This is a genomic window from Bacillus inaquosorum (assembly GCF_023238325.1).
GTDB classification, from domain to species: domain Bacteria; phylum Bacillota; class Bacilli; order Bacillales; family Bacillaceae; genus Bacillus; species Bacillus inaquosorum.
The window spans coordinates 893470-918228 of record NZ_CP096592.1 but is presented as its reverse complement, the minus strand read 5'-3'; the positions used below and the strand labels follow the sequence as shown (position 1 = coordinate 918228).

Below are 24759 nucleotides of genomic sequence, written 5' to 3'. Positions count from 1 at the left end.
ATGAAGCAGTTTACGATCAGCATAGAAGAACTCTTATTTTGTTTTTACAGCGAAGGGTTTTTTGAACAGGGAATGGCCTTGAAGCAGGCCTATTTTCCGGAAATAGAAGATGAACAGCTCGGTGCTTTGTTCGAAGCGGCATGCCGCTCGCTTTTGGCCAAAGATGCGGCGGAATACCGTAATCATCAATACCGATTAAAGGACGAGTACTGCCCGTTTATCCATGTATTAAACGACGCGGATTATACAGTGAAACTGTCCAAATTTGATGAACAAGGCAAAGAACAGAATGTGTCCTGCCACGTTTCTAAGTTCGGCACTTACTCTCATGAACTGCTGTTTGATGAACAGGTGCATAGCATCAAAAAAATGGATTCAAGTGACGGATTACTTTCTAAAACATCCGAGTTTTTAAATATAATAGATGCTGAGGATAACAAAGAATCAATTATTACTCTGACATCAACTGAATTTGAATTGCTTCTGGAAGGTGCTTCTGACACTCCCACATATCTGAAAGAGTTTCTCGTTAAGTATGAACATCAAGAGGATATTACCCGATTCGTAAATGATCTGGCTTCACGAAAAGGGAAAATGGATACGCTGATGCGCCTTGTTTATGACAAAGACAACTCTCCGGAAGTGGCTGACATGGCTTTCGTCTTGCCTGGCAGCCGTCATACTTGGCTGGTAACAGGTATCACTCAAAATGAATTTTCTATCGTACCAGCAAATAAAGATGTGGTAAAAGGAATACTTTTTTGCTAAAGAGCGATAAAGGAGAATAGCAATTGAAAAACAATGAAGTAATTAAGGTCAAGAGTAGAATGTTTTTTAGAATCTGGCTGTTCCTCGCCACAGGGGGCGCTTTTATTGCAGGAGTGTGGCTGGTGTTTGAAGCTCTCACATTTGAATCTAAGTATGCCCTGCTTTATTTGGGCGGAGGATTAATAGCGATAGTTTATGGATTAATCACATTTTTTATGGCTTTTCCGGCGTTCACAAGCCGGGGAAATGTCATTTTCAGCGTAAAGACTGGGCCTGATGGCGAGATCTTCTCGAGAAAGCGCAGCGTGCTGTTTTCTGAGGTAAAACGGATTTATATGGGACGGCATCATTACAGTTTGAAAGGAATCTTTTTTGAGGATATTACCATCGAGAAAACAGACGGCAAAGTCGTTCGCATCCCTACCTGGAACATGATCGCGTATCCTCCGTTTTTCGAAGCGGTTGAACGCTATATCCTTCCCCATCTGAATGAAGAGGCGAAAAGCAATTGGATTGGCCAGTTTACGGAGGTTCAGCGAAACGCGTATTTGAAGGAGATGGAGAATCATCCAAAGCTTTAACAGCACTCCTCCTTTATAATGAAAGAGAAAAGCAAGTTGAGGAGTGCGCGTGATGCTGATTACCATTCTTTTATTTCTCGCGGCGGGGCTTGCCGAAATTGGCGGCGGGTATTTGGTTTGGCTGTGGCTGAGAGAGGCAAAGCCAGTCGGCTATGGCATCGCCGGAGCGCTGATCCTGATTGTCTACGGCATTCTTCCGACGTTTCAGTCCTTCCCTTCCTTCGGCCGTGTATACGCCGCTTATGGCGGGGTATTCATCGTGCTTGCGGTTCTATGGGGATGGCTTGTCGACCGGAAAACACCTGATCTGTATGACTGGATCGGTGCATTCATTTGTCTTATCGGCGTCTGTGTGATTTTATTTGCTCCGCGCGCATAACAAAATGGCCCGCTTATGAAGCGGGCCATTTTTGTTTAATCCTCTTTTAAGTTGGTCAGCTGTACTTCATGCTCCTGCTCAGGTTCGTCCAGCGGATAGATTCTCGCTGTTCCGTTTTCTTCATTCACGTGCTGAATGTAAATAGGAACGCCGTTATATGTTACTTTCTTCATGTCGGGAGATTCTACAATTTCTTTCGCCCTTTGACTATTCATTCTAACACCCTCCTTCATACATAACGTTTCCATTTCTTGAAAGAAGTATGCTTTATGATTCAGCGGACAAGTTGAATTTTTTCAGCCGTTTGTAGAAAGTGCTCCGGGGTATCCCGCTGATTTTGGCGGCTTGAGAGATGTTTCCTTTTGCGGATTCAAGCGCTTTGATGATGATATCTTTTTGGATTTGCTCACGAAGGGTCAGCGCGCCGGCAGCAGCCGGCTTTTTTTCCGCCGGGATGATCGGCAGTCCTGCAGCTTCCAGTAAAGCGGTGAGCGGCTCATCCTTCAGCCGGCCGTCCGGAAATCTGATGGAAAGACGTTCAAACACATTAAACAGCTCGCGAATATTCCCCGGCCACCTCCATTGCTTCAGCATATCCAAAAAAGCAGGGGGAAGTTCGCCAGGCCAATGATTCTTCTGTTTGTAGTACTGGAAAAGATCCGGAATATCTTCGGGGCGTTCGCGTAAAGGAGGCAGCTCAATCGGATAGACATGAAGACGGTAAAACAAGTCCTCCCTGATTTTCCCTCTTTCGGCAAGCTCGCGCAAATCACAATGTGTGGCGGCAATGACTCTGATATCAACCGGAATTTCTTTCGTTCCGCCGACCGGCGTAATCTTGCGTTCCTGAAGCACCCGTAAAAGCGCAACCTGCATCGGGTGGGAAATTTCTCCGATCTCATCTAAAAATAAGGTGCCTTGATTCGCCTTTTGAAAGGCGCCTTTGTAGCCGTTTCGTTTCGCTCCCGTAAAAGCGCCCTCCGCATAGCCGAACAGCTCGCTTTCAATCAAATCAGACGGGATCGCTCCGCAATTGACAGCAACAAACGGGCCGTGCCGCCGCTCGCTGTTCTCATGAAGTGCGCGGGCCGCGACTTCCTTCCCCGTACCAGTTTCGCCCGACAGACAGACCGTTGCATCCGCCGCTGCCGCTCGTTCAAGGCTCTTCAGCATAGCTTGAGATCGGTCACTTTGCCCGATGACTCCATTGAATCGAAACGCCGTCTTTTTCTTTTGTTCCGCGAGATAAAAACAAGTGCCGCCATCCCCCATGGTAACGGCTTTTTCGATTGAAAAGCCCCGTTCCTTCAATTCATACAGATGCCGGCCCTGCCAATCCGGCATTGAGGTTCGAATCGCTTCACTCGCGCTGATGATATGCTGTTTGGCATTGCAGAGCACCATCGGCACACGGGATGCAGCTCTATCAGCAAAACGGCTGATCAGCTCCAGCTCTTTCTCACGGCTTTTAGCTGCCAGTTCCCGTTCCGCGGCATAGGCAATCGCCGTAGCAATACCGAGCATATGAGGATGCGCGCCTGCCGCCGGACACGATATGTCAATCACACCCGCAAGACTGCCATCCTCATGGTGAATCGGAGCGGCTGAACAGTTCCACTGATGGGAAGCGATAGAGTAATGTTCGGATCCTTGTATCGCAACCGGCTCACTAATGTGAAGCGCCGTGCCAATCGCATTTGTTCCGACAGCCGTTTCCGTCCAGCATGCGCCTTCAACAAAGTTGATGCGTTTGGCTTCATAAAGCGCGCGGGGATGGCCGTCCAATGCCAGAACAACGCCGTCTGAATCAATTAACAGCGCCATCATTTCCATTTCTTTTATGGCAGGCAGCAGTTTTTCGAGGTAAGGCTGTGCGGTCGTCAGGAAGAATGAATGCTTTTTTGACTGCTGATCCAGCTCGGTTTGCTGTAAAACCTTCGGGCCTTTTTCTAAATAAGGATTGACCTCAGCTTTTTTGCAGCGATGCCATGACTCGGCGATCCGTTTTCTTAATCGGGCTTCGTCAAGCACACCGTCTTTCACAAAACGTTTCCAGGTTTGCAAATCGTTTGGGATCGAATTCATTTCCTTGATCGCTCCTCCCTTACACGCCGTTTTCATCTATTGTAGGGGAAAAATAAAGCGCTTTCAACAATAAAAAAGCAGGCACCTTGTATCCCTGCGCCTGCTTTTTCCCGTGTTACGCATGCACTGCAAGCCCAATCGTGCTTAACAGCGCCTCGTGCAATGTTTCCGACAGTGTCGGGTGGGCGGCGATAAAATGCTCCGCCATATCAGCGGTCATCTCACCATTCATGATCGCAGCCGCCTGGCCGATGAGTTCGGTCACATCAGGACCAATCATTGAGACACCGACGATTTCGCCGAATTCCGGTTCTGCCACGATTTTGACCTTTCCTTCCGCTTGCTGTTTAATGAGCGCCTTGCCGTTTGCGGAAAAAGGAAATTCGCCAATCTTCACATCCCCGTATACGCTTCTTGCTTGTTGTTCTGTCATCCCGATGCACGCGATTTCCGGTGATGTATAGATGCAGCGGGGCACATGTTTCTCATTGATTTTGACATCCCTTCCGGAAGCATGAGAAGCAGCGATGATGCCCTCGTGGAAAGCTGCATGCGCCAGCTGAATGCCTCCGATTGCGTCTCCGCACGCATAAATATGAGGTATGTTAGACTGCATGTGCCCGTTTACCGAAATGCCTTTTGGAGAAAAATCAACTCCGATCTGCTCCAGCTGCAATCCGTCAAGACGGGGTTTTCTGCCGATCGCCACCAGTACATAATCAGCCTTCGTTTTAAACTCCCGCTGCCCGCTTTTCCATATTGCTGTTTTGGCCGTTTGATCCACCCGCTCTAACCTGGATGAAGTATGCACTTCAACACCGTCTTCCTCGAGCTTCTCCTGAAAGAGACGGGCAATCTCTTCATCTTCAGCCGGGATCAGCTGGCCGGCTGTTTCAATGATGGTCACCTTCGATCCCAATCTGGCAAACAGCCCGGCATACTCACACCCGATGACACCGCCGCCGATAATGACAAGCGAAGATGGAATCTCAGAAAGGGATAGGGCGTCCTTGCTGTCGATGATCCATTTGCCGTCAAACGGGGCGAATGGCAGCTCGATCGGCTCTGATCCGGAAGCAATCAATACTTGATCTGCTTCTCTGATTTCTTTTCCGTTCTCTCCTTCGATCAAGAGCTTTCTGTCTGAAAGAAAGGAGGCCGTCCCCTTCACAACCTGTATTTGATTTTTCTTCATTAAGAATTGAACGCCCTGGACAAGCTGTCTGACAACCTGTTGTTTTCGGTTTTGCATTTTACTCCAATCGACCGATATCGCACCTGCCGGAAGTTCAATTCCAAAGCTGGTGGCATGTTTGATTTTATCAAGAACGTTTGCGCTTTCTAACAAAGACTTCGTCGGGATGCAGCCTTCATTCAGGCAGGTTCCCCCAAGCGGGCCTTTGTCAATCAGCAGCACGTTTCTGCCCTGCTGTGCCGCGGAGACCGCTGCCGCATAGCCTGCAGGTCCGCCGCCGATAATGGCTAGTGTCATGTCGTTTTCACCTGCTTTTCCTATAAAATTAATGCTGCCGGTTCTTCTAAATATGTTTTAATCGCCTTCAGAAATGCAGCGGCAGGGGCGCCGTCACATGCTCTGTGATCAAATGTCAGGCTGAGCGGCAGGATCGTGCTTCTGACAATCTCCTCCCCTTGATACACCGGCGTGTCATAGCTTGCTCCGATGCCGAGAATCCCTGTTTCCGGCGGATTTAATATCGGCGTGAAATGCTCGACTCCAAAAGCGCCAAGATTTGTAATGGAGAAGGTTGAGCCTTGCAGTTCTTCGCTTCCCGCCCGTCCCTCGCGTGCTTTTTTGGCATGTTCTGAGATGGATTGAGCCAGTTCGATCAGCGACTGCTTTTCAGCATGGCGAATCACAGGCACAACTAATCCATTTTCCAAGGCCACAGCCATTCCGAGGTGCACATGAGGATGTGTGATGATGCGTTCATTTTTATAAAAGCTGTTCAGCACAGGATGAGCTTGCAGGGCGAGAACGGCGGCTCTAGAGACAAAATGAGTCATCGTCAGCTTTGTGCCGTACCGTTCTTCCGCAGTTGGCGAAAGCTGTTTTTGAAGGGCTGTCAGCTTGGTGATATCAGCCTTCATCGTAATCGTCAGCTGCGCGCTGTTTGCCAGGCTTTCCTGCATTCGGGCCGCGATGACTTTTCTCATGCCTGTCACTGGGGTTTCCTGCGCTTTCTGCTCAGAAACCGGCTCAGCCTGATCTTTTTTCTGTTCAGCAAGCGCCTTTGTCACGTCGTCCTTCACGATTCGCCCGCCTGGTCCAGTGCCTTTCAGCTGTTTCAGGTCTAATCCCGCTTTTTCCGCTATTTTTCTGGCGACTGGAGATATCTTGATTCGTTCTTTTTTGGCGGCTGCGGGTTTGTTTTCCTGTTTGACGGGCTGGACGGCTAGCGGCGCGCTATCTTCCGAAGCAGGCTCTTTCGCCTCTTCCTGCACCGATTCATTGGCGTCCCCGATGTAGCAGATCGCTGTGCCGGGCGGAACCTCTTCTCCCTCTTTCACTTTGATATCGATCAGCGTTCCTTTTTCAGGCGCCTCGATTTCCATTTCAATTTTCTCCGATTGAATGCTGGCAATGCTTTCTCCCTTTTCAACCGGGTCACCTACTTTTTTATTCCATATCGATACTTCCCCTTGTTTCATGGCCATTCCCAATTTTGGCATCACTACTTTTACCGCCATTTGTGTCCCCCCTTTAATTCATTGCCGGCTCGCCAAGCAATTCAAGCATGACGCTGACAATTTGATCTGGTGTCGGCAAATATCGATCTTCAAGCACTGGCGAAAACGGCACTGGTGTATGCGGCGCTGTAATCCGTTTAATCGGCGCATCAAGCAAATCGAAGCCCTTGTCGGCAACAATCGCAGCTATATCCGTGGCAATGCTGCATCGCGGATTGGCTTCATCAATGATGATCAGCCGGTTTGTTTTTTCCAACGATGTGAAAATCGCTTCCTCATCCAAAGGAGACAGACTGCGGGGATCAAGCACCTCGGCTTCGATGCCTTTTTCTGAAAGCTTCGCCGCCGCTTCAAGCGCGGTATTAACCTGCTTGCCGACTGCAAATAGCGTAATATCGCCGCCTTCGCGTTTGATGTCCGCCTTTCCGAGCGGGATTGTATAATAATCTTCCGGCACCTCGCCCTTCATGTTGTAGGACGTTTTGTCTTCAAAAAAGAACACCGGGTCATTGTCTTCTATTGCTGCAAGCAGCAGGCCTTTGGCGTCATATGGATTGGACGGAACGACCGTCTTCAATCCCGGGATGCTGGTGAAAAGGCCATACAGCGCCTGTGAATGCTGGGCAGCGGCCCGGAATCCTGCTCCGTAGGTGGTGCGGACGGTAATCGGCACTTGCGCTTTTCCGCCGAACATATAGCGGAATTTCGCCCCTTGGTTGATCACCTGGTCAAAGCACGTGCCGATAAAATCATTAAACATCAGCTCCGCAATCGGCCTCAGCCCGGTTGATGCCGCAGCCATAGCCGCCCCCATATAGCCCGCCTCAGAAATCGGTGTGTCCAGCACTCTTGTGCGGCCGAATTCCTGTACAAGCCCCTTTGTGACCCCTAATACGCCGCCCCATGCTTCATCATCCTGCAAATGATCAACCGCCGCTCCCCCGGCGACATCTTCACCGATCAAAAGCACATTTTCGTCTCTTCTCATCGCAAGCTTCATCGCTTCATTGATCGCGTCTGACATGCTTATGACTCTCGCCATCTCACATTCCCCCTTTTTCATATGACACGTAGACATCTGTCAGCAGCTCTGACTCTTTCGGATACGGACTGTCTTCGCTGAACGAGACGGCTTTTTCAATCGATTTGCTGACACGCTGTTCAATGTCTGACAGTTTATTTGCATCTGTTTCTTTTAACAGGTAGTTTTTAAAGCCTTGAATAGCATCCTTTTCTTCAAGGTGCTCAGCTCTTTCATCCTTCGTTTTATAGGTTTGGGCATCCCCTTCGAAATGGCCGTAGTTTCGATAAGTCATACATTCAATCAAAGACGGGCCCCCGCCGTTTCTTGCTCGTTCTATCGCTTCCTCGGCTGCCTGGTAAACTGCTAAAATATCTTTTCCGTCAACTGTGACCCCCGGCATGTTATAGGCAGCCGCCCGGTCGGCGATTGAATTACAGGCCGACGCGTACTCAAATGGGGTGGCTTCGCCATAGCCGTTGTTTTCAGCAACAAATACGACAGGAAGGTTCCATACTGCCGCTAAGTTCAGCCCTTCGTGGAAAGTGCCTTGGTTATTTGCTCCGTCTCCAAAAAAGCAAACGCTTACATTCTTAGTCTGTTTATATTTAGCGGTGAGCGCTGATCCGCATGCGAGCGTAAATCCGCCCCCGACGATTCCATTTGCCCCTAACATACCTTTATCGAGATCGGCAATGTGCATAGAACCACCCTTGCCTTTACACAATCCGGTCGCTTTCCCGAAAATTTCCGCCATCATGCCGTCCAGATCACAGCCTTTGGCGATACAATGGCCATGCCCCCTGTGCGTGCTTGTAATGCTGTCGCCATCATGTAAATGAGCGCACACCCCTACAGCCACCGCTTCCTCACCGGCATACAAATGGACGAATCCGGGAAGCACTCCCTGTGCGAACAGTTCATGCACTTTGTCTTCAAAGCCCCTGATTTCCAGCATCTTTTGGTACATCCACAGCGCTTTCTCCTCAGTTAATGACAAGCCTTCTCGTTTTAACAATTCCATTTTGTGTGCCTCCTTCTATTTAGGGTTCACGTTTTTAAATGCAAGAAGTGTGCCAGCCTTTGGGGCCCGTAAAATCAGTCTTTCCGTTTTTACACTGGAGACAGTTCGAGACAGGTGTCTCATTTTGTCTCGATTTGATCCATTTGTCTCGTTTTATGGCATGCAAAAAAGACCGGGCATCACCCGGTCTTTTGACAATGATCGACGTATTTATTTCCTCGGAAATCTTTTTAACTTCCTAATTCCTCCGCATCGTTTGGCTGAATAGCGGCATTTTTCGTAAATGGATCACCGAAACACCCATGATAGATATATAGCCCGCATCCGAATACCGCAATAACAAGCAAGCCAAATACAAGTTTTTTCATGTTCACATTCTTTTCTTGGTATGTACGTGCTACAGTTCATGCTTGTCTTCAACCGCCCGGTTCAGCGCTTGAAGCATGTAGCCAATGCCTTTGTATGATGACAGAGGCCAGCTGATGTGCTGATGCCCGCCGATGACGGCGTTTAGGACGCTTCGATATTTTTTGCCGCCAAGCATGACAAGCTCTTCGATGTCGGAAAAGCCTTTTTCGCAAAATTGGCGGCGGAGCTCCTCTGCTGTCATGATCTCCGGGTGACCGGTTCCAAAAGCCACATCGTAATTTTCGGGAACGATATCATCTGGGCGAAGGAATCCGTGCTTCGCAGACAAAATCACCCATTCATCGATAAATGTTTTCGCATATCGCTCGCACGCCTGATGAAACGGGCTGAGATAAGCGTCTTCCGCCCTTACCGGCCCTGTATCTGGATGGATGTCCCATATTTTTTTCTTGCCGCAGGGGATGATGCATAGTCGTTTCATTTTTCTCTCCCCTTTATCATGTATCTCATATCAATGTACCATTATTTTCTTATTCCTGCATGTCATACAATAAAAATAGAGGGGGTTCCCCCTCTACTTCAACAGCTTCATTGCAGCCCGCTCCAGCAGCTGGACACCTCGCGGCAGAATGTCTTCCTGGATATCGAACTTTTCATGATGATGCGGGGCGGCGATGTCGGTGCCGATGATCATATACGTTCCTTTTCCTCCCCGCTCTTGAACCCTTTTGATCATGTAGCTTGCGTCTTCGCTCCCTCTTGATCCTGTTTGAATGCCTTTGAGAGAAGAAAAACCGTCAACCTCTGCAGCCGCTTCAAGCACAGTTTTGACCATTTCCTCGTCACATTTGATCGGAATGGCTCCGCCGATGATGTCGATGTCATATTCAAGTTCATGCATGGCTGCACTGTGGGCAATGATCTTTCGTACGCGTTCCTCCAGATCACAATTGACCTCTTCTGAATCAGACCGCGTTTCAATGATCATTTTGGCGTGCTGCGGGATGATATTTGCCGCTGTTCCGCCTTCAAGCACACCGACATTAATGCGCGTATCTCCTGAGCTGAAACGCGGAATGGCGTGAATGTTTAAAAGCGCTGTTGCCGCGCCTAGCAATGCATTCTTGCCAAGCTCAGGCGCCGCGCCGGCATGAGAGGAGACGCCGCGGAAATGGACTGCCATTTTTGTCGTGGCCAGAAATCCTTGCGCTCCGCCGTATATTTCTCCCAGCGGCACATTGGTGCCAAGATGGTGGCAGAGAAGATAGTCGACATCATCCAGCATGCCTTTCTCGGTGACGGCGTACGCTCCGCGGACGCCCTCTTCGGCGGGCTGGAAGATCAGCTTTAAGGTGCCCGCAAAGTTTCCGTGTGCCATAACTTTTGCCACACCTAACCCAATGGCGGTGTGGCCATCATGGGCACAGGCGTGCATATTTCCTTCAAATTCAGACCGGAAGCCCTTGGCGAACGGGACATGGTCCGCCTCTGCGCTTTCTGTAATCGGCAGTGCATCCATATCAAAGCGAAGCGCGACGACCGGTCCCGGTGCATTTCCCTCCAGCGTGCCGATGACTGCGGTGTATCCGCCTTCCATTGGCGCAATGATATCGGGATCCGCTCCATTTTCTATTGCACGTTCAAAAGCCCGCTGCAGGTCTTTTTCAGAAGGGACGCCTCTGCGGGCATCGCCATCAATTGCATCCTTTCCATATGTCACGTCGTATCCAAGGGCCAGCAGGGTTTCCACAACCTTTCCGGCTGTACGAAATTCCGTGAAGCCCACTTCTGGATGCCGGTGAAAATCTCGTCTCACTTGAATAATATCCATATCTCCCACCCTTTGTTGTTTTTACTTTGCATAGACCCCCGGCCCGATTGGCCAGCCAAATACGTACCAAATAAACATCATGAGCAGCCACGCCAAGAAGAACAGAACCGTATACGGAATCATTGTTGAAATCACGGTTCCAAACCCCGCATCTGTTTTGTAGCGCTTATAGTACGCCAGCAGCATCGGCAAATAAGGATTCATCGGCGTGATAGTGTTGGTGGCGGAGTCCGCTATCCGATAGGCGATTTGAATAAAAGCGGGATGGAAATCCAGCAGCATCAGCATCGGGATAAACACGGGTGCCAGCAGCGCCCATAACGCGGAACCGCTCGTAATAAACAGACTGACGACACACGTCAGCAACGAAAATCCGATTAATACAGGGAATCCCGTTAGATGAATAGATTCCAAAAAGTCTGCGCCTTTTACAGCCATAAAAATCCCCATATTGCTCCATGTAAAAAAGGCGATAAACTGAGAAATGACAAATACGAGCACAATAAAACCTGACATGCCTTTAACGGAATCACCCATCAGCTTCGGAACATCTGCCTGATCCTTAATGCGTCCGGCCATGATGCCGTAGACAACCGATACGGTAATAAAAAATAGTAAAATGATTGGGATAATGCCTTTCAGAAAAGGTGAGGAAAGAATTGAGCCGTTTTCAGGATCTCGCAGGAGCGCTCCCTCCGGTACGACTAATATCGCAATGATGCCCGCGTATAAGAGAGCCGCAGCCCCTGCCCCCTTCAGCGCTTTGATCTCTTTTTTCGTTAAAGCCGCCATTTCCGGCTGATATTCGCCGCGGTAACTGCCAAGCCGGGGTTCAACGATTTTGTCTGTCACCCATGCTCCGATAAAGGCTAAAACAAATACGGAAGCGGACATGAAAAACCAGTTATCAACAGCGGACACGTGAGCATTTTTGTCGATCGTTTGGGCGACCTTTGTGGTGATGCCGGAAAGCAGCGCATCTGTCCCGGCAATCATCAGGTTGGCCGTAAAACCTGATCCTACCCCTGCTGAAGCGGCCGCAAATCCGGCGAGCGGATGACGGCCGGCTGCCATGAAAATCAGCGCGCCTACCGGCGGTATAATCACCCATGCCGCATCGGAAGCCAGATTCCCTAAAATCCCGACAAATACAACGGAGTAGCTGATGATCGCTTTCGGAATGTGGGCCATCATCTTCTGCAACACAGCTTCAATTAAACCGACCCGTTCCGCCAGCCCGATGCCGAGCACCATCGTAAGCACAAGGCCGAGCGGCGGAAATTGAACAAAGTTGTTTACCGCTTCCGTCAACATCCAGTGAATGCCCTCGGTGCTAAGCAAACTTTTGACTGCTATTGCTTTGCCGTCCGCCGGATGTGTTACTGCGTTTCCAGCCAGCAAAACAGACATGGCGATGACGATCATAGATAAGTAGATAAACAGCATAAAAGGATCAGGCAGCTTGTTTCCAGCCTTTTCGATCCACTTTAATATTCCTTTATGCTCAATCTTTTGTAAAGAATCAGCAGTCATTTCCGGCAGATGTTTAGCCATAGCGCCCTCCTATAATCGGTTTTAGTATGCCTTTACAGAAAACGTATGATGGGAATTGAGAATAAAAAAGACTGAATTTACAAATAATTTAACGCCTGCTGGTAATGCGTTTTCGTCAAATGTGAATTTAGGATGGTGATGAGGATAGATCATCTCCTCGCCTCCCGCTCTCAAAGCGATGTAACAGCTCGGCACTCGTTCAGAAAATGCGGAGAAATCCTCACCGCCCATCATCGGTTCTAACGGAAATACCTGTCCCTCTCCCCAAAGACTTACTGCTGCTTGTTTCACAAGCTCGGTGATATCCCGATCGTTTACAACAGATTTGTATCCATGGCGAAAATCAAATTCATATGAGGCGCCGTGGGCTTCGGTTACACCTTTTATGATCTGCTCCATCCGCAGTTTCGCCTGTTCCCGGATTTCTTCCTTAAACGTTCGCAATGTCCCGCCCAGCGTTACGGTATCTGGGATGACATTGAAGGCTGAGCCTGCGCTGCACATCGTGACGGAGAGCACCAGCCTTTCAGCTGGATCTGTATGTCTCGAGGCTGAGAGGCGATCACGAGCGGATCGACGCACTGTTCGGGCTGGGAGGCGTGTCCGCCTTTTCCTTGAATCGTGATATCAAAGCGGTCAGAATTCGCAGTGACAGCACCTGATGCCAGACCGATTTTTCCTAATGGCATGGCAGAAAACAGATGGATGGCTAAGCACATATCAAGATGATCGGTAACACCGGCCTGCACCATTTCCTGCGCTCCGCCGGGATGAACCTCCTCAGCATGCTGAAAAATGAAATAGACTTCTCCTCTGATTTCGTCCTTTCTCTGAGATAATATCTCAGCCGCCCCAAGCAGCATAGCGGTATGCCCATCATGGCCGCAGGCATGCATCACACCCGAATGCAGGGAAGAAAAATCGTTCTCATGCTCCTCCTGAATCGGCAGGGCGTCCATATCAGCACGCAGCCCAATGCGTTTACCGGTCCGGGAACCGATCAGCCGAGCGACCACGCTTGTCCTTGTCGGACGGCTGATGTCAAGGTTGCCAAAAGAAGAAAGCGTATCATATACAAATTGAGCTGTTTTTTCTTCTTGAAAGGACAGCTCTGGGTATTGATGGAGATGTCTCCTCCATCCAATCACATTCTTGTACGTAGCGGCATATTCATCCATCATGCTTCCAGCCCCCAATCGTTTTTAGAAACTCTTGCATTTACTTTATTGATTATATGGCGCTGGTTCAATCGGAATGTCAGACAATCTGACTTATTAAAGGTGACATGGATCAAAAAAAGAAGAGGAAATCTGACAGATTTCCTCTTCTACTGCTCTTCCACCCCATCAAGATACTTTCTCTCAAAGTCATCGAGCAATGCACGCACTTCATCTGTTGACTTTGTGTTCATGCATTGATTTCTTAATTCACTTGCCCCGCGGAATCCACGGAGATATATCTTGAAAAAGCGAGGAAGAGGTTTGTACGCACGAGCTTCTGTTTTAGAATATTCATCATGGAGATCCAGATGCAGCCTTAAGAGATCAAGCAATTCCTTACTGCTATGTTCTTTCGACTCCTTTTCAAAGGCAAACGGATTTGTAAAAATACCGCGTCCGATCATAATCCCATCAACACCATATTGTTCAGCGAGCTTCAAACCAGTTTGGCGGTCAGGAATATCACCATTGATCGTCAAAAGTGTATCTGGCGCCACCTCGTCACGAAGTTTCTTAATCTCCGGGATGAGTTCCCAATGCGCATCCACTTTACTCATTTCAGCTCTTGTACGCAGATGAATGGAAAGATTAGCAATATCCTGCTTCAATACATGTGTCAGCCAATCGCGCCATTCATCTATATCCGTGTAACCAAGCCTTGTTTTCACGCTTACTGGCAATCCCCCTGCTTTTGCTGCTTGTATTAATTCTGCTGCAACCTCTGGACGACAAATAAGGCCGCTTCCCTTTCCATTCCCTGCCACATTAGGCACAGGGCAACCCATATTGATATCCAGACCCTTAAACCCTAATTCCGCCATTCCAATACTCATTTGGCGAAAGTTTTCAGGCTTATCCCCCCATATATGAGCCACCATTGGCTGTTCATCCTCTGTGAAAGTCAAACGGCCACGCACACTATCCTTCCCATCCGGGTGACAATAGCTCTCCGAGTTTGTAAACTCTGTAAAAAACACATCCGGTCTGCCAGCTTCACTCACTACATGGCGGAAAACAACATCCGTCACATCTTCCATTGGTGCCAGTACAAAAAATGGTCGTGGTAGTTCACGCCAGAAATTATCTATCATAACAAATTCAAATCCTTTCATTATGGAGACGGCCAAATCTTTATCCCAAATTAAAAAGCTGATCATGCTTCTTTTACACTTATAGCATGCTTCAGCACTTCTTATCAAACTATAGTAAATTTTGAACATTTAAATCTTTACCAAGTGTAAAGAAACCGGTGAGAAAAGGCAGTTTAGATCATAGGCTAGGTATATTATCGAGATTTATACAGTATACTCCTGAGTATTTTTTAGATGGACGAGTATCACATACTTGTTTCTGCGCCCCTACCCAAATTTGTGAAAGAAAGTATCGCTAAGATATTGAATTGGTTTGGATCTTAAAAATCCCGGGATTCTTATTGAAAAAAACCGAGAAATTACAGACTGGACAAGGGCGGCGCACGAAAAAGACCCGGAAACCGAAATTGTTTATTTTACCGGAATCCAAGTCTGATTAGGAATTGTTTATTTTAGTTAGACGATTTCAATACAAGCTTCGCCACAGCTTCCACATGAGCCGTCTGCGGAAACATATCCACAGGCTGAATATATTCCACGCGATAATCCTTTGACAGTGCCTGCAAGTCCTTCGCAAGCGTGGATGGATTGCAGGAAACGTAAACAAAGCGTTTCGGTTTGACTTTTTTGATCGTGTCCAGGAACGTGCTGTCACAGCCGGTTCTTGGCGGGTCGACGATGACGACGTCCGGACGGAAGCCTTCTTTCGTCCATTTCGGGAGCCAATGCTCAGCTGTTCCTGTTACGTAGGTGGCATTTGTCATGCCGTGTTTTTTGGCGTTTTTCTTGGCATCATCAATTGATTCCTTTATGACGTCCATGCCGCGGACTTCCTTCGCTCCGTCCGCCACCCACATTCCGATGGTGCCGACGCCGCAATACGCGTCAACGACTTTTTCTTTTCCGGTCAGCTGCGCCGCTTTTTTCACTTCGTCATACAGCTTGACGGTTTGCTCCGGGTTGAGCTGGAAAAAAGCGCGGGCGCTCAGTTCAAATGATACGTCGCCAAGCACCTCTTGGATCACTGTTTTTCCGGCGAGCGGTTTTGTTTTCTCACCGAAAATCACAGAGGTTTTCGCTCCGTTTACATTTTGGATAATGGATTTGACCTCTGGCAGGCGCTTTTGGATCGCTTTGACGATTTCTTCCTTGTGCGGAAGCGTTTCTTTTGCTGTCACAAGCACGACCTGCACTTCGCCTGTTTCAAAGCCGACTCGCGTCACAATGGTGCGAACGTCGCCTTTTCGCTTCCGTTCATTATAAACAGACACATTGAATTCCTCTAAAATGCGGCGGACGATTCCTGTTGTTTTATTTGTTGCCGGATGCTGGACGACGCAGTCTTTAATCGGCACAATATCATGAGAATCAAGGCCGTATAAGCCGGCGATGATGCTGCCGCTTTGCGAGCGCCCGATTTGGAATTGGCTTTTGTTGCGGTAATTCCACGGGTTGTCCATGCCGATCGTTTCTTTGATTTCCATGTTCTCTATTTTAAACTTCGTATGGCGCTCAAGCGACTGAATGACGATGTCTCGTTTTTCCCGAAGCTGCTGGCTGTATGCAAGGTGCTGAAGCTGACAGCCGCCGCACTGTTCATATACAGGACAAGGCGGTGCCACGCGGTGCTCCGACGATTTGCGGATCTTCTTAATGCGCCCCTCCGAAAACTTCGGCTGAACCTTTGTGGCCTGCACGACAACCTCTTCACCAGGAAGCGCGCCGGGCACAAAGACGACTTTTTTCTTAAAGTAGCCGACACCTTCACCGTTAATGCCGAGACGCTTAATCGTCAGCGGAAAGGTTTGTCCGACTTTCAGTTCGACGGGCGCCTGTTTCTTTTGTTGGTTCACGTTGTTCTCTCCGTTTCTATAATGAAGCTTTCTGCAGATGGCAGAAAGTGAAATGTTTTTTTCACATCTTTCTAGTATAACACGTTTGCAGGATTTCCTTCATTGTCAGACGAATTATTCGATACTCCTCCACAAATACAGAGATGCATAGCTTAAGTAAGGCTCCCACTCCTTGCTCATCGCCAGCATGATATCCTTTGCCGGCTTATCGTCCAGCTGAAAATGGCGTTTGATCGCATTCTGGAGACCGATATCGGCAAGCGGGAATAAATTAGGGCGTCCAAGGCCGAACATGAGAACGTTTTGCACGGTCCACGGGCCGATGCCTCTGATTTTGATCAGTTTCTTCATAATGTCTTCATCCGTCATATTCGGAAGCTCTGACAAGTCGAGTGTGCCTTCTGCGATCATCCTTGATGTATCAATGGCGTATTCCGCTTTTCTCATGCTGAATTGCAGATCGCGAAGATCCTGATAATCGAGTTCCGCAATCGTTTCCGGCTTTGGGTAGCACCACACGCCGTCCTTCTGCTCGCCAAACGCATGGACAAACCGTTCTGTTAGCGTGTAAGCGAAGGAAAGATTGAGCTGCTGGTGGATGATGCATTTCATGATGCAGTTGTACACGCTGTAGTCCAGTACAAGCGGCGTGCCTGCATGCTCTTCAAAAATGGCGGACAGACTCGTTTTCGAAAAATGATCGAGAACGTGCTGCAAATCATGTTCCCATTGAAAAATCCGCTTGATTTCCTTCATCATCTCATCCTGATCCGTTTCCCCGCTGACGAGAAAATCAGGCTCGGCCGCATGGCCTAACGCCTGTACCTTCACAATACACACATCCCCCGCCTGGTTTCTGATCGGCACACGGATTTCCCGCGCTTCTTTATCTACCGCATTGAGGGGATCTAAAGACAGTCTGTCCAACACCCGGTCAAAATGGTACGGAGGCGTGACAGATACGTTTTCCTTCCACATGCAATCCACCCTTTTTCCGTTTTTTGTTCAGTATAACACGCCGCTGGAAATAGGCAGAGAACACCGTATACTTTTCTCATAAAGGCCGCATGATATAATGGCAGGTGGAGGGTTGTTTATGATCAACATTACCGCAATTACAACAGAGCATCAGCTGCTGAAAAATATACCAATCGAACGTGTGGAACAGCCTGATATTGCATGGTACTGGGTTGATTTTTACGGCCCGGAGGATACGGAAACGGCGTTATTGAGAGATTTTTTTCATTTTCATCCGCTTGCCATAGAGGATTGCTTCCAGCATATGCAACGGCCGAAGCTTGACCATTATGACGGCTATCGCTTTTACGTGATTCATGCGCTGAACCACGAAACGCTTGAGATGGAAGAAGTCGATATTTTTCAAGGCGAAAGATTTGTCGTCACCTTTCATTTACACGAAACACCCGGTATCGCCAAAGTCCGGGAGCGATTGTATGCTTCACCCGACATATTTAAAAAAGGGCCTGGGCACATTTCTTATATGATCATGGATCAGCTTGTTGATGAGTATTTTCCTCTCGTGTACAAAATTGAAGACCGGCTAAACGAAATTGAAGAAAGCCGGCCCCACAAAACGTACGGAACACTGATGAATGAGGTGTTTGATCTCAGGACAGACCTTTTGCACTTGAGACGGACAATTATTCCAATGCGTGATTTGCTCTATCGGATTTTAAGCCTAGACCATGTGAAAGAGCAGCGGGAAACGAAAGCCTACTTCAGTGACATATACGATCATTTGTTAAAATTGTCTGAGATTGTGGAATCCAACCGTGACATGACGTCCGACTTGCGCGACAGCTACGTGACACTGAATTCAAACCGGATGAACGCGATTATGATGACACTGACGATCGTGTCAACCATTTTTATTCCGCTTACCTTTATCGCCGGGGTATACGGCATGAACTTCGACAACATGCCGGAGCTGCATTGGAAATACGGATATTTTGCCGTGCTCGGCCTTATGGCCGCGCTTGTGATCGGGATGCTGATATGGTTTGTACATAAAGGATGGTTCAATATATTTAAATGAGGACAGCGTGAAGCTGTTCTTTTTATGTTGGCAGATCATGTTCTTTTGTTTATAATGGAAAAAATATTCAGGGAGTGATCAGATTGAAAATCGCTGTCATCGGACTCGGCAATATGGGACAGCCCATTGCCAGAAATGTGCTTCAAGCAGGCTACAAATTGACTGTTTATAATCGAACGAAACAAAAGACGGAAGAACTTGCATCAGAAGGCGCACAGGCAGCTGACACGCCGCGACAGGCGGCAGAGTCCGCTGATATTGTCATAACGATGCTTTCAGATGACGATTCTGTCAGCGCCGTGACATTTGGAGAAGACGGATTGATTGAAGGATTAGCAGAGAACGGCATTCACATCTCGATGAGCACGATCAGTGTTGAGTTCTCAGAAAAGCTCGCAGCGGCTCATGCAGAGAAAGGACAATCCTTTCTCGCCGCTCCTGTACTTGGCAGACCGGATGCCGCCGCCAAAGCCGCGCTCCGCATCATAACAGCCGGACCAGCGGAAGCAAAGCAAACAGCCAAGCCTCTGCTTGACAGCCTGAGTCAGCAGGTATTTGACGTCGGCGATGAAAGCAAGACTGCAAATGCAGCCAAAATCAGCATCAATTTCTTGCTCGTGTCTATGCTTGAGGCATTATCTGAATCATTCTTACTGATGGAAAAGTACGGCTTAGAACAAAAACAATTTTTAGAAATCACCAGCGCGCTCTTTGGCTCTCCTGTCTATCAAAATTACGGAACCATCATGGCCGAGCAGAAATTTGAGCCGGCCAGTTTCAAAATGACCTTAGGTCTCAAGGATACCAATCTGGCACTCGCCGCCGCAGAACGAGTCTCTGCAAACCTCCCTCTTGCCGAGCTGGCCAAGAGCCATTTTGAAAGCGGGATTGAAAAAGGCTTCGGAGATCTGGATTGGGCTGCACTGATTAAATGTATAAAGTAATGAGAAAAGCCTCTCCGTTTAAGGAGGGGCTTTCTTGTTACAAAGACGGCAGCTTCATCTCTTTCTCAAACATCAAATCATCAATACTTTTAAATGTATAGCCTTGTTTTTTCAGATCTGTGATCGCATCATCCAGAGCTTCGGCATTGTCCCTCGATACGGTGTGAAGCAGGTAAATGGCTCCTGGATGCGCCTGCTTGATCATATGATCGTAGGCATATTTCTTCCCTTTTTGGTTGTTGATTTTCCAATCAACAAAAGCGACCGACCAGAAAACGGTTTGATAGCCTAAGCGTTTCGTTTCTTTCAGCACATACTCACTGAACACGCCGCGGGGCGGGCGCAGATACAGGTTGTCCTGCTTTCCCGTAATTTTATAGACCTCTTCGTTGACGGAATCAAGTTCGTCTTGAATCTGGTCAGCTGTTTTTTTCGTCAAATCCGGATGGTGAAAGGAATGGTTGCCGATAATATGGCCTTCATCTGACATTCGTTTGATCAGCTCAGGCTGATCCTTTACGAAATGCCCTGTAACAAAAAATGTTCCTGTTACGCGATGTTTTTTTAAGACATCAAGCACTTTTGGCGTATAGCCATTTTCATAGCCGTTATCAAACGTTAAGTAAATCGTTTTTTCCTTTGTATTGCCTAAATAAAACGCGTCATATTTTTCAATTAAACTGTTCAGCTGCTTCCCGGCATCAGGCGGCTGATGATTGACACTTCGTTTAAAGCCCCAGTTAATCGGCTCATTCGGCACCGCTTCCGCCTGTGCTGCGCCCCCGGCAAGCAAGACGGCGGCGCAGCATATTGAACACATCCACTTCATGGCCAGCGCTCCTTCTGCATTTTTTCTTATTTTACAGAAAGGTCCTTCGTTTTATACTGACGCTTTATGCCAATATAAAAAACCGCGGCATGCGCGGTTTTATTCCCAATCTTTTTTAAAGCGTTCGTATTTGGCTTCCAGGTCATCAAGCATGCTGATAAGCCTGTCTATATCTTCAACGTCGGTTGCTTCAGGGTCTAATGAATCGATGACGTTCATAAACATATCAAGTCTGTTCTTCAAATAATCTAGCTGCTGGTCCTTATTGTTTACTGCGTTCCCCATTCTGTTCCTCCATTCATTTTTTATTATGGTAGCTCATTTTTTGCCGTTTTTCAATCGCTCCGCTACTTGCGAACTTGTCAATTCAGGTCTAAAATTAACTGTTGGCAGCGTTAGTATGCCCCATTTATAAAGGAGTTAGATAGTCATGACACAAAACACGAAGCTGCGTCCGATTACACCCGAGTTTGACCCTTGGGAAGCCTATATGGATGTTGAGCAGTATGGCGAAATGCAGCTGACAAACGTTGAATTCACAACGACGACACTGTGCAATATGAGATGCGAGCATTGCGCTGTAGGCTATACCTTGCAGCCTAAAGACCCGAATGCTCTGCCAATAGATCTTCTGTTAAAACGGCTGGAGGAAATCCCGCGCCTGCGATCCATCAGTATTACAGGCGGAGAGCCGATGCTTTCGTTAAAATCAGTAAAGGAATATGTCGTTCCATTATTGAAATACGCCCATGAGCGGGGTGTGAGGACGCAGATCAATTCCAACCTGACCCTTGATATTGAACGATACGAATGGATTATTCCGTATCTTGATGTGCTTCATATTTCTCATAACTGGGGTACAGTTGAGGATTTTGCTGAAATCGGCTTTGCCATGATGGACAGAAAACCCACCTTCGAACAGCGCGCGCGTTATTTTGAAAAAATGATCGAAAACAGCCGCACGCTTGTGGAAGCCGGGGTGATGGTATCTGCGGAAACAATGCTTAATAAACGCACACTTCCTCATATTGAGCATATTCACCGCCAAATCACAGAAGATATGAAATGTCAGCGTCACGAAGTCCATCCGATGTATCCGAGCGATTTCGCAAGCGCTCTTGAATCTCTCAGCCTGAAAGAGATGAGACAGGCCATTCACCGCTTGCTGGATATTCGTGATGAAAATACGTGGATGCTGTTCGGGACACTTCCGTTTTATGCCTGCAGTTCAGACGAAGAGGATCAAAAGCTGCTTCGCCGGCTTCGCGCGGCGAAAAACGTCACGGTGAGAAATGACCCTGACGGCCGTTCCCGCCTGAATGTGAACATTTTCGACGGAAACATTATCGTGACCGATTTCGGCGATACACCGCCGCTTGGCAATATTCAGACGGACAGCCTCCCTTCCGCCTATGAAAAATGGAGAGGGACCAAGCTTGCGAAAGAACTGAATTGCCACTGCCCGAATGTCCGATGCCTCGGGCCGAATGTTCTCGTCAAAAACAGTTATTATCAGAATACAGATTTCACAAAACGTCAAGCCAGGAGTTAGATGCGGATGGAAGAAACACTTACGGAGATTTTTCAGAATAAAATCGTCGATATTCTCCTCGTTGCCGTTATCCTTTGGATCGGTGTCTTTATCATCAACCGATTGGTGCAGCTATTTTTTAAACGGACGGACTTTATTGAAGAAAGAAAAGAAAAAACAATTGAAAGCCTTGTCCGTTCTGTCACCCAGTATACGGCGACGATTGGTTTTATCTTTTACGTTATTTCTTTATTTGTGCATGATTTCGGCAAAATATTAGCCGGGGCTGGTGTAGCCGGTATCGTGATCGGTTTTGGCGCCCAATCGCTGATTAAGGATGTGCTGGCGGGTGTGTTCTTAATTTATGAACGCCAGCTGCACAAAGGCGATTATGTCACCGTCAACAATTTGTTTAACGGGACAGTGGAAGAAATCGGCCTTCGCTCTCTGCAAATCCGGGAATGGAGCGGGAAGCTTCTCACCATCAGCAACGGTGAGGTCAGACAGATAGAGAACTATAATATCGATTTTATGCGGATTACCGAATCCTTTCTCATCAGCTTTAAAGAAGATCCGGACCGCGTGTACAGCGTATTGGAAGAGGCATGTGACATGCTGAATGAAGAGCTTCGGGATTCATTGAAGCGGGATGAATTCGGCAATCCGACAGAACCGTTTCAAATCCACGGAATCACCGCATTGAATAAAATCAATCGCGGCGTCGAATTTACGGTAAAAGGCATGGTGAAAGATGATGATTATTTCAGTGCCAGCCTTGCAGTAAGACGGGTACTCGTTCGCCAGCTGTACCAAAACAATGTGCAAATGCTTGAGGAAGCGGTCAGAATCGAGAGAACGCAATAAATAAAAAAACTGATTCCGAGTTGGAATCAGTTTTTTGTTTATCTTGGCTGTGAGGAAAGCTGAAAGCCAAACGTGACGTGGTCTTGAACCGGAATCCAGGCGCCGATACCCTGTGACGTGACATTTTTTACGACAAGTTTTCGTTTATTCCCTTTCAGCACTAAGTACACTTCTCCGTAAGTCACTTTTCCTTTTTCATTCACAGCCGGTGCATATGCATTTAAATAACCGAGTTTTTTAGGAGCGACTTTATAAATCTGATCCCGCTTTGTACCCGCTCCGACGACTGTATCAAATGCAAGCGGAAGGTTCGTTTTTTTCATCGCTTTCAGCATCATCATGCTTTTGACATCTTCCGCATTTGGAACCTTAGCTGTCAGGCCGCCCTTTACTTTGTATTGCTGTTCTTGGGCATAATGCATTTCAGCCGTTTCTTTCCCGCCGCGGTTATCTGCACGGTTTGTGTTGATTTTTTTATATTCCCAGTTCGCAACTGTTTCATTTGATTCATAGCCGAGCGCCCATTTCCCGAGAAATATTGTTGCCCGGTAGCCAACCGCAAGCGGTGTGCCGGATATGTTGGATTCATTCAGCATTTTGATGAGGTGCGGATTTTCAATCTTCACCTCAGAATGATCGAGCAGTTCCTTTGCCAGCTTGCTCGGCTGAAGCATCGGCTGATCCTGTGAAGCATTTGGATACGTATTTTCCTTTGAAATGCTTGCGACAGAATTAGGAACCTTAAACTGCTTTTTCGCGTGGATGGGCTGAACGCCGAAAAAACCAAAGAATAACAACACAATAAGTGTGGAATGAAATAGCTTTTTCATCATATCACTCTTTCTATGGCATTTTCCCTTAGTCTTTTCATCCCGCTTTATTGTTATCCATCATTTTTTTAGGTTAAAGAAGGAAAAAGCCGATCGCCATAATGATATATGCGGCAAGCAGTGTCGCCCCTTCAAACCAGTTGGAATCACCGTCATTCGAAATGGCGATCATCAAGAGAACCGATGATACCATCGCCACGAGCTCCGGCAGTGTAAACACAAGCGGCATGCTTACCGGGAAAAAGATGGAACAGATGACGAGAACCGGTGCGACAAACATAGCAATTTGCAGCGTGGAACCGACTGCGATTTCAACCGCAATGTCCATTTTATTTTTATAGGCCATGATGATGGCTGACGCGTGCTCCGCGGCATTACCGACAATCGCAACAATAATGACCCCGATAAACAGCTCACTCCAGCCGAACTGCTCAGCCACCGCGTGGAATGTGTGCACCAGGTTTTCGGATATGTATGCCACAGCAATCGTTGCGGCAAACAAAACAATCGTGGCAACCTTCCCTGACCATTCCGGCTCCTCCTCTTCCACATGCTGGGCAGCATGATTCGGCTGATAAACACCGCGGTGCGTGACGAGCTTAAAGTATAGAGCCGCCACATACAACAGAATCAAAATGATGCTGATGCCGATGCTTAAATTGAGCTTGCTCACGTCGCCCATACCAACGGAGAATACCTCAGGAATTACGAAAGCGACAATGATGGCAAAAATCAAAAGACCGGAATTATGGCGCGCATCATGGATATTAAATTCCTGCCGCTTATATTTTAAACCGCCGACAAAAAACGATAGGCCCGCTACCAGCAGCAGGTTCCCCAGCACTGAACCGGTTAAAGAGGCAAGCACGATTCCGGTCAGGCCTTCCTTTAATGCAAAAAGGGAAATAATCAGCTCAACCGCATTCCCGAAGGTGGCGTTTAAAAGACCGCCGATTCGCGGGCCTGCGATGATGGACAGCGCTTCCGTCGCCCTCCCCATATAGCTTGCAAGTGCGATAATCGTTATGCAATACACTGCAAAGAGAATGGCAGAAGGCCAATGCATGAAACTGCCGATCACAGAAAGCGGAATCCCCGCAGCTACTAAAATAAAAAAGATACGATTCATGGTGAGTTGGCTCCTTTTATATGACTTGTTTTATTTTTATTCTTCACAAAAATCATCATGATTACACGAGGTCAAATGTTTACCTGTGATA

General features: G+C 47.7%; 23 protein-coding genes and 2 pseudogenes. 7 read left to right on the top strand and 18 right to left on the bottom strand.

Features of this window, described 5'->3' with window-relative positions:
• Genes M1M80_RS04495 through M1M80_RS04485 form a run of 3 tightly spaced genes read left to right on the top strand, consistent with a single transcriptional unit; the run spans nucleotide 1 to nucleotide 1728 of the window.
• Nucleotides 1–768, top strand: a complete 768-nt coding sequence (locus tag M1M80_RS04495; protein WP_060398185.1) for a hypothetical protein — start codon at nucleotides 1–3, stop codon at nucleotides 766–768.
• Nucleotides 769–791: 23 nt separating this feature from the next.
• Nucleotides 792–1349, top strand: a complete 558-nt coding sequence (locus M1M80_RS04490) for a YfjD family protein (protein WP_060398184.1) — start codon at nucleotides 792–794, stop codon at nucleotides 1347–1349.
• A 49-nt stretch (nucleotides 1350–1398) separates the two neighbouring features.
• Nucleotides 1399–1728: a YnfA family protein gene (locus M1M80_RS04485; protein WP_080428975.1), complete on the top strand. Its 330-nt coding sequence runs from the start codon at nucleotides 1399–1401 to the stop codon at nucleotides 1726–1728.
• Between the two features lie 35 nt (nucleotides 1729–1763).
• Here the strand turns inward: M1M80_RS04485 and M1M80_RS04480 are convergent, their stop codons facing one another.
• From M1M80_RS04480 to M1M80_RS04415, 14 genes and pseudogenes are all read right to left on the bottom strand, one after another.
• Nucleotides 1764–1943 (bottom strand): small acid-soluble spore protein H, encoded by a 180-nt coding sequence (locus M1M80_RS04480; protein ID WP_003239795.1) that lies wholly within the window; start codon nucleotides 1941–1943, stop codon nucleotides 1764–1766.
• Nucleotides 1944–1995: 52 nt separating this feature from the next.
• Nucleotides 1996–3813, bottom strand: a complete 1818-nt coding sequence (gene acoR, locus M1M80_RS04475) for an acetoin dehydrogenase operon transcriptional activator AcoR (RefSeq protein WP_060398182.1) — start codon at nucleotides 3811–3813, stop codon at nucleotides 1996–1998.
• Nucleotides 3814–3928: 115 nt separating this feature from the next.
• Nucleotides 3929–5305 carry an acetoin dehydrogenase complex dihydrolipoyl dehydrogenase gene (gene acoL, locus M1M80_RS04470; RefSeq protein WP_060398181.1) on the bottom strand — a complete coding sequence of 459 codons (1377 nt, stop codon included), beginning with the start codon at nucleotides 5303–5305 and terminating at the stop codon, nucleotides 3929–3931.
• 20 nt (nucleotides 5306–5325) lie between these two features.
• Nucleotides 5326–6522: an acetoin dehydrogenase complex dihydrolipoyllysine-residue acetyltransferase gene (gene acoC / locus M1M80_RS04465; RefSeq protein WP_060398180.1), complete on the bottom strand. Its 1197-nt coding sequence runs from the start codon at nucleotides 6520–6522 to the stop codon at nucleotides 5326–5328.
• Between the two features lie 13 nt (nucleotides 6523–6535).
• A complete protein-coding gene (acoB, locus tag M1M80_RS04460; RefSeq protein ID WP_060398179.1) occupies nucleotides 6536–7564 on the bottom strand; it encodes an acetoin:2,6-dichlorophenolindophenol oxidoreductase subunit beta in 1029 nt (342 codons plus the stop codon).
• A 1-nt stretch (nucleotide 7565) separates the two neighbouring features.
• On the bottom strand, nucleotides 7566–8567 hold the full coding sequence (gene acoA, locus M1M80_RS04455) for an acetoin:2,6-dichlorophenolindophenol oxidoreductase subunit alpha (protein ID WP_060398178.1): 1002 nt from the start codon (nucleotides 8565–8567) through the stop codon (nucleotides 7566–7568).
• Between the two features lie 260 nt (nucleotides 8568–8827).
• Nucleotides 8828–8935: pseudogene (locus M1M80_RS04450) on the bottom strand (hypothetical protein); the annotation flags it as partial.
• 29 nt (nucleotides 8936–8964) lie between these two features.
• Nucleotides 8965–9417: a DUF6884 domain-containing protein gene (locus M1M80_RS04445; protein WP_060398177.1), complete on the bottom strand. Its 453-nt coding sequence runs from the start codon at nucleotides 9415–9417 to the stop codon at nucleotides 8965–8967.
• 93 nt (nucleotides 9418–9510) lie between these two features.
• Nucleotides 9511–10767 carry an amidohydrolase gene (locus M1M80_RS04440; protein ID WP_060398176.1) on the bottom strand — a complete coding sequence of 419 codons (1257 nt, stop codon included), beginning with the start codon at nucleotides 10765–10767 and terminating at the stop codon, nucleotides 9511–9513.
• Between the two features lie 21 nt (nucleotides 10768–10788).
• Nucleotides 10789–12321: an AbgT family transporter gene (locus M1M80_RS04435; RefSeq protein WP_080428974.1), complete on the bottom strand. Its 1533-nt coding sequence runs from the start codon at nucleotides 12319–12321 to the stop codon at nucleotides 10789–10791.
• Between the two features lie 21 nt (nucleotides 12322–12342).
• Nucleotides 12343–13499, bottom strand: a pseudogene (locus M1M80_RS04430) (M20 metallopeptidase family protein).
• 149 nt (nucleotides 13500–13648) lie between these two features.
• Nucleotides 13649–14632, bottom strand: a complete 984-nt coding sequence (locus tag M1M80_RS04425) for a tRNA dihydrouridine synthase (protein WP_060400005.1) — start codon at nucleotides 14630–14632, stop codon at nucleotides 13649–13651.
• 452 nt (nucleotides 14633–15084) lie between these two features.
• On the bottom strand, nucleotides 15085–16485 hold the full coding sequence (rlmD, locus tag M1M80_RS04420) for a 23S rRNA (uracil(1939)-C(5))-methyltransferase RlmD (RefSeq protein WP_060398175.1): 1401 nt from the start codon (nucleotides 16483–16485) through the stop codon (nucleotides 15085–15087).
• Between the two features lie 114 nt (nucleotides 16486–16599).
• On the bottom strand, nucleotides 16600–17463 hold the full coding sequence (locus tag M1M80_RS04415) for a DNA-3-methyladenine glycosylase family protein (protein WP_060398174.1): 864 nt from the start codon (nucleotides 17461–17463) through the stop codon (nucleotides 16600–16602).
• A gap of 118 nt (nucleotides 17464–17581) precedes the next feature.
• Between M1M80_RS04415 and corA the strand changes: the two genes are divergently transcribed.
• Both corA and M1M80_RS04405 read left to right on the top strand, forming a co-directional pair.
• Nucleotides 17582–18541: a magnesium/cobalt transporter CorA gene (gene corA / locus M1M80_RS04410; RefSeq protein ID WP_060398173.1), complete on the top strand. Its 960-nt coding sequence runs from the start codon at nucleotides 17582–17584 to the stop codon at nucleotides 18539–18541.
• An 83-nt stretch (nucleotides 18542–18624) separates the two neighbouring features.
• Nucleotides 18625–19485: an NAD(P)-dependent oxidoreductase gene (locus tag M1M80_RS04405; protein ID WP_060398172.1), complete on the top strand. Its 861-nt coding sequence runs from the start codon at nucleotides 18625–18627 to the stop codon at nucleotides 19483–19485.
• Between the two features lie 37 nt (nucleotides 19486–19522).
• Here the strand turns inward: M1M80_RS04405 and pdaA are convergent, their stop codons facing one another.
• Together pdaA and M1M80_RS04395 are read right to left on the bottom strand one after the other, a co-directional pair.
• On the bottom strand, nucleotides 19523–20314 hold the full coding sequence (pdaA, locus tag M1M80_RS04400; protein ID WP_060398171.1) for a delta-lactam-biosynthetic de-N-acetylase: 792 nt from the start codon (nucleotides 20312–20314) through the stop codon (nucleotides 19523–19525).
• A 99-nt stretch (nucleotides 20315–20413) separates the two neighbouring features.
• On the bottom strand, nucleotides 20414–20599 hold the full coding sequence (locus M1M80_RS04395) for an SE1561 family protein (protein ID WP_003239829.1): 186 nt from the start codon (nucleotides 20597–20599) through the stop codon (nucleotides 20414–20416).
• A 145-nt stretch (nucleotides 20600–20744) separates the two neighbouring features.
• Between M1M80_RS04395 and yfkAB the strand changes: the two genes are divergently transcribed.
• Both yfkAB and mscC read left to right on the top strand, forming a co-directional pair.
• Nucleotides 20745–21866: a radical SAM/CxCxxxxC motif protein YfkAB gene (yfkAB, locus tag M1M80_RS04390; RefSeq protein WP_060398170.1), complete on the top strand. Its 1122-nt coding sequence runs from the start codon at nucleotides 20745–20747 to the stop codon at nucleotides 21864–21866.
• The gene (gene mscC, locus M1M80_RS04385; RefSeq protein ID WP_080010752.1) at nucleotides 21867–22709 is read left to right on the top strand and encodes a mechanosensitive ion channel protein MscC; all 843 of its coding nucleotides are present in this window, start codon (nucleotides 21867–21869) and stop codon (nucleotides 22707–22709) included.
• Between the two features lie 38 nt (nucleotides 22710–22747).
• On the opposite strand, the gene M1M80_RS04380 is transcribed toward mscC, so the two are convergent.
• Together M1M80_RS04380 and cax are read right to left on the bottom strand one after the other, a co-directional pair.
• The gene (locus M1M80_RS04380; RefSeq protein WP_080428973.1) at nucleotides 22748–23542 is read right to left on the bottom strand and encodes a YfkD famly protein; all 795 of its coding nucleotides are present in this window, start codon (nucleotides 23540–23542) and stop codon (nucleotides 22748–22750) included.
• A 70-nt stretch (nucleotides 23543–23612) separates the two neighbouring features.
• Complete coding sequence (cax, locus tag M1M80_RS04375) at nucleotides 23613–24668, bottom strand: calcium/proton exchanger (RefSeq protein ID WP_060398168.1); 1056 nt, start codon at nucleotides 24666–24668, stop codon at nucleotides 23613–23615.
• Nucleotides 24669–24759: the final 91 nt, after the last annotated feature.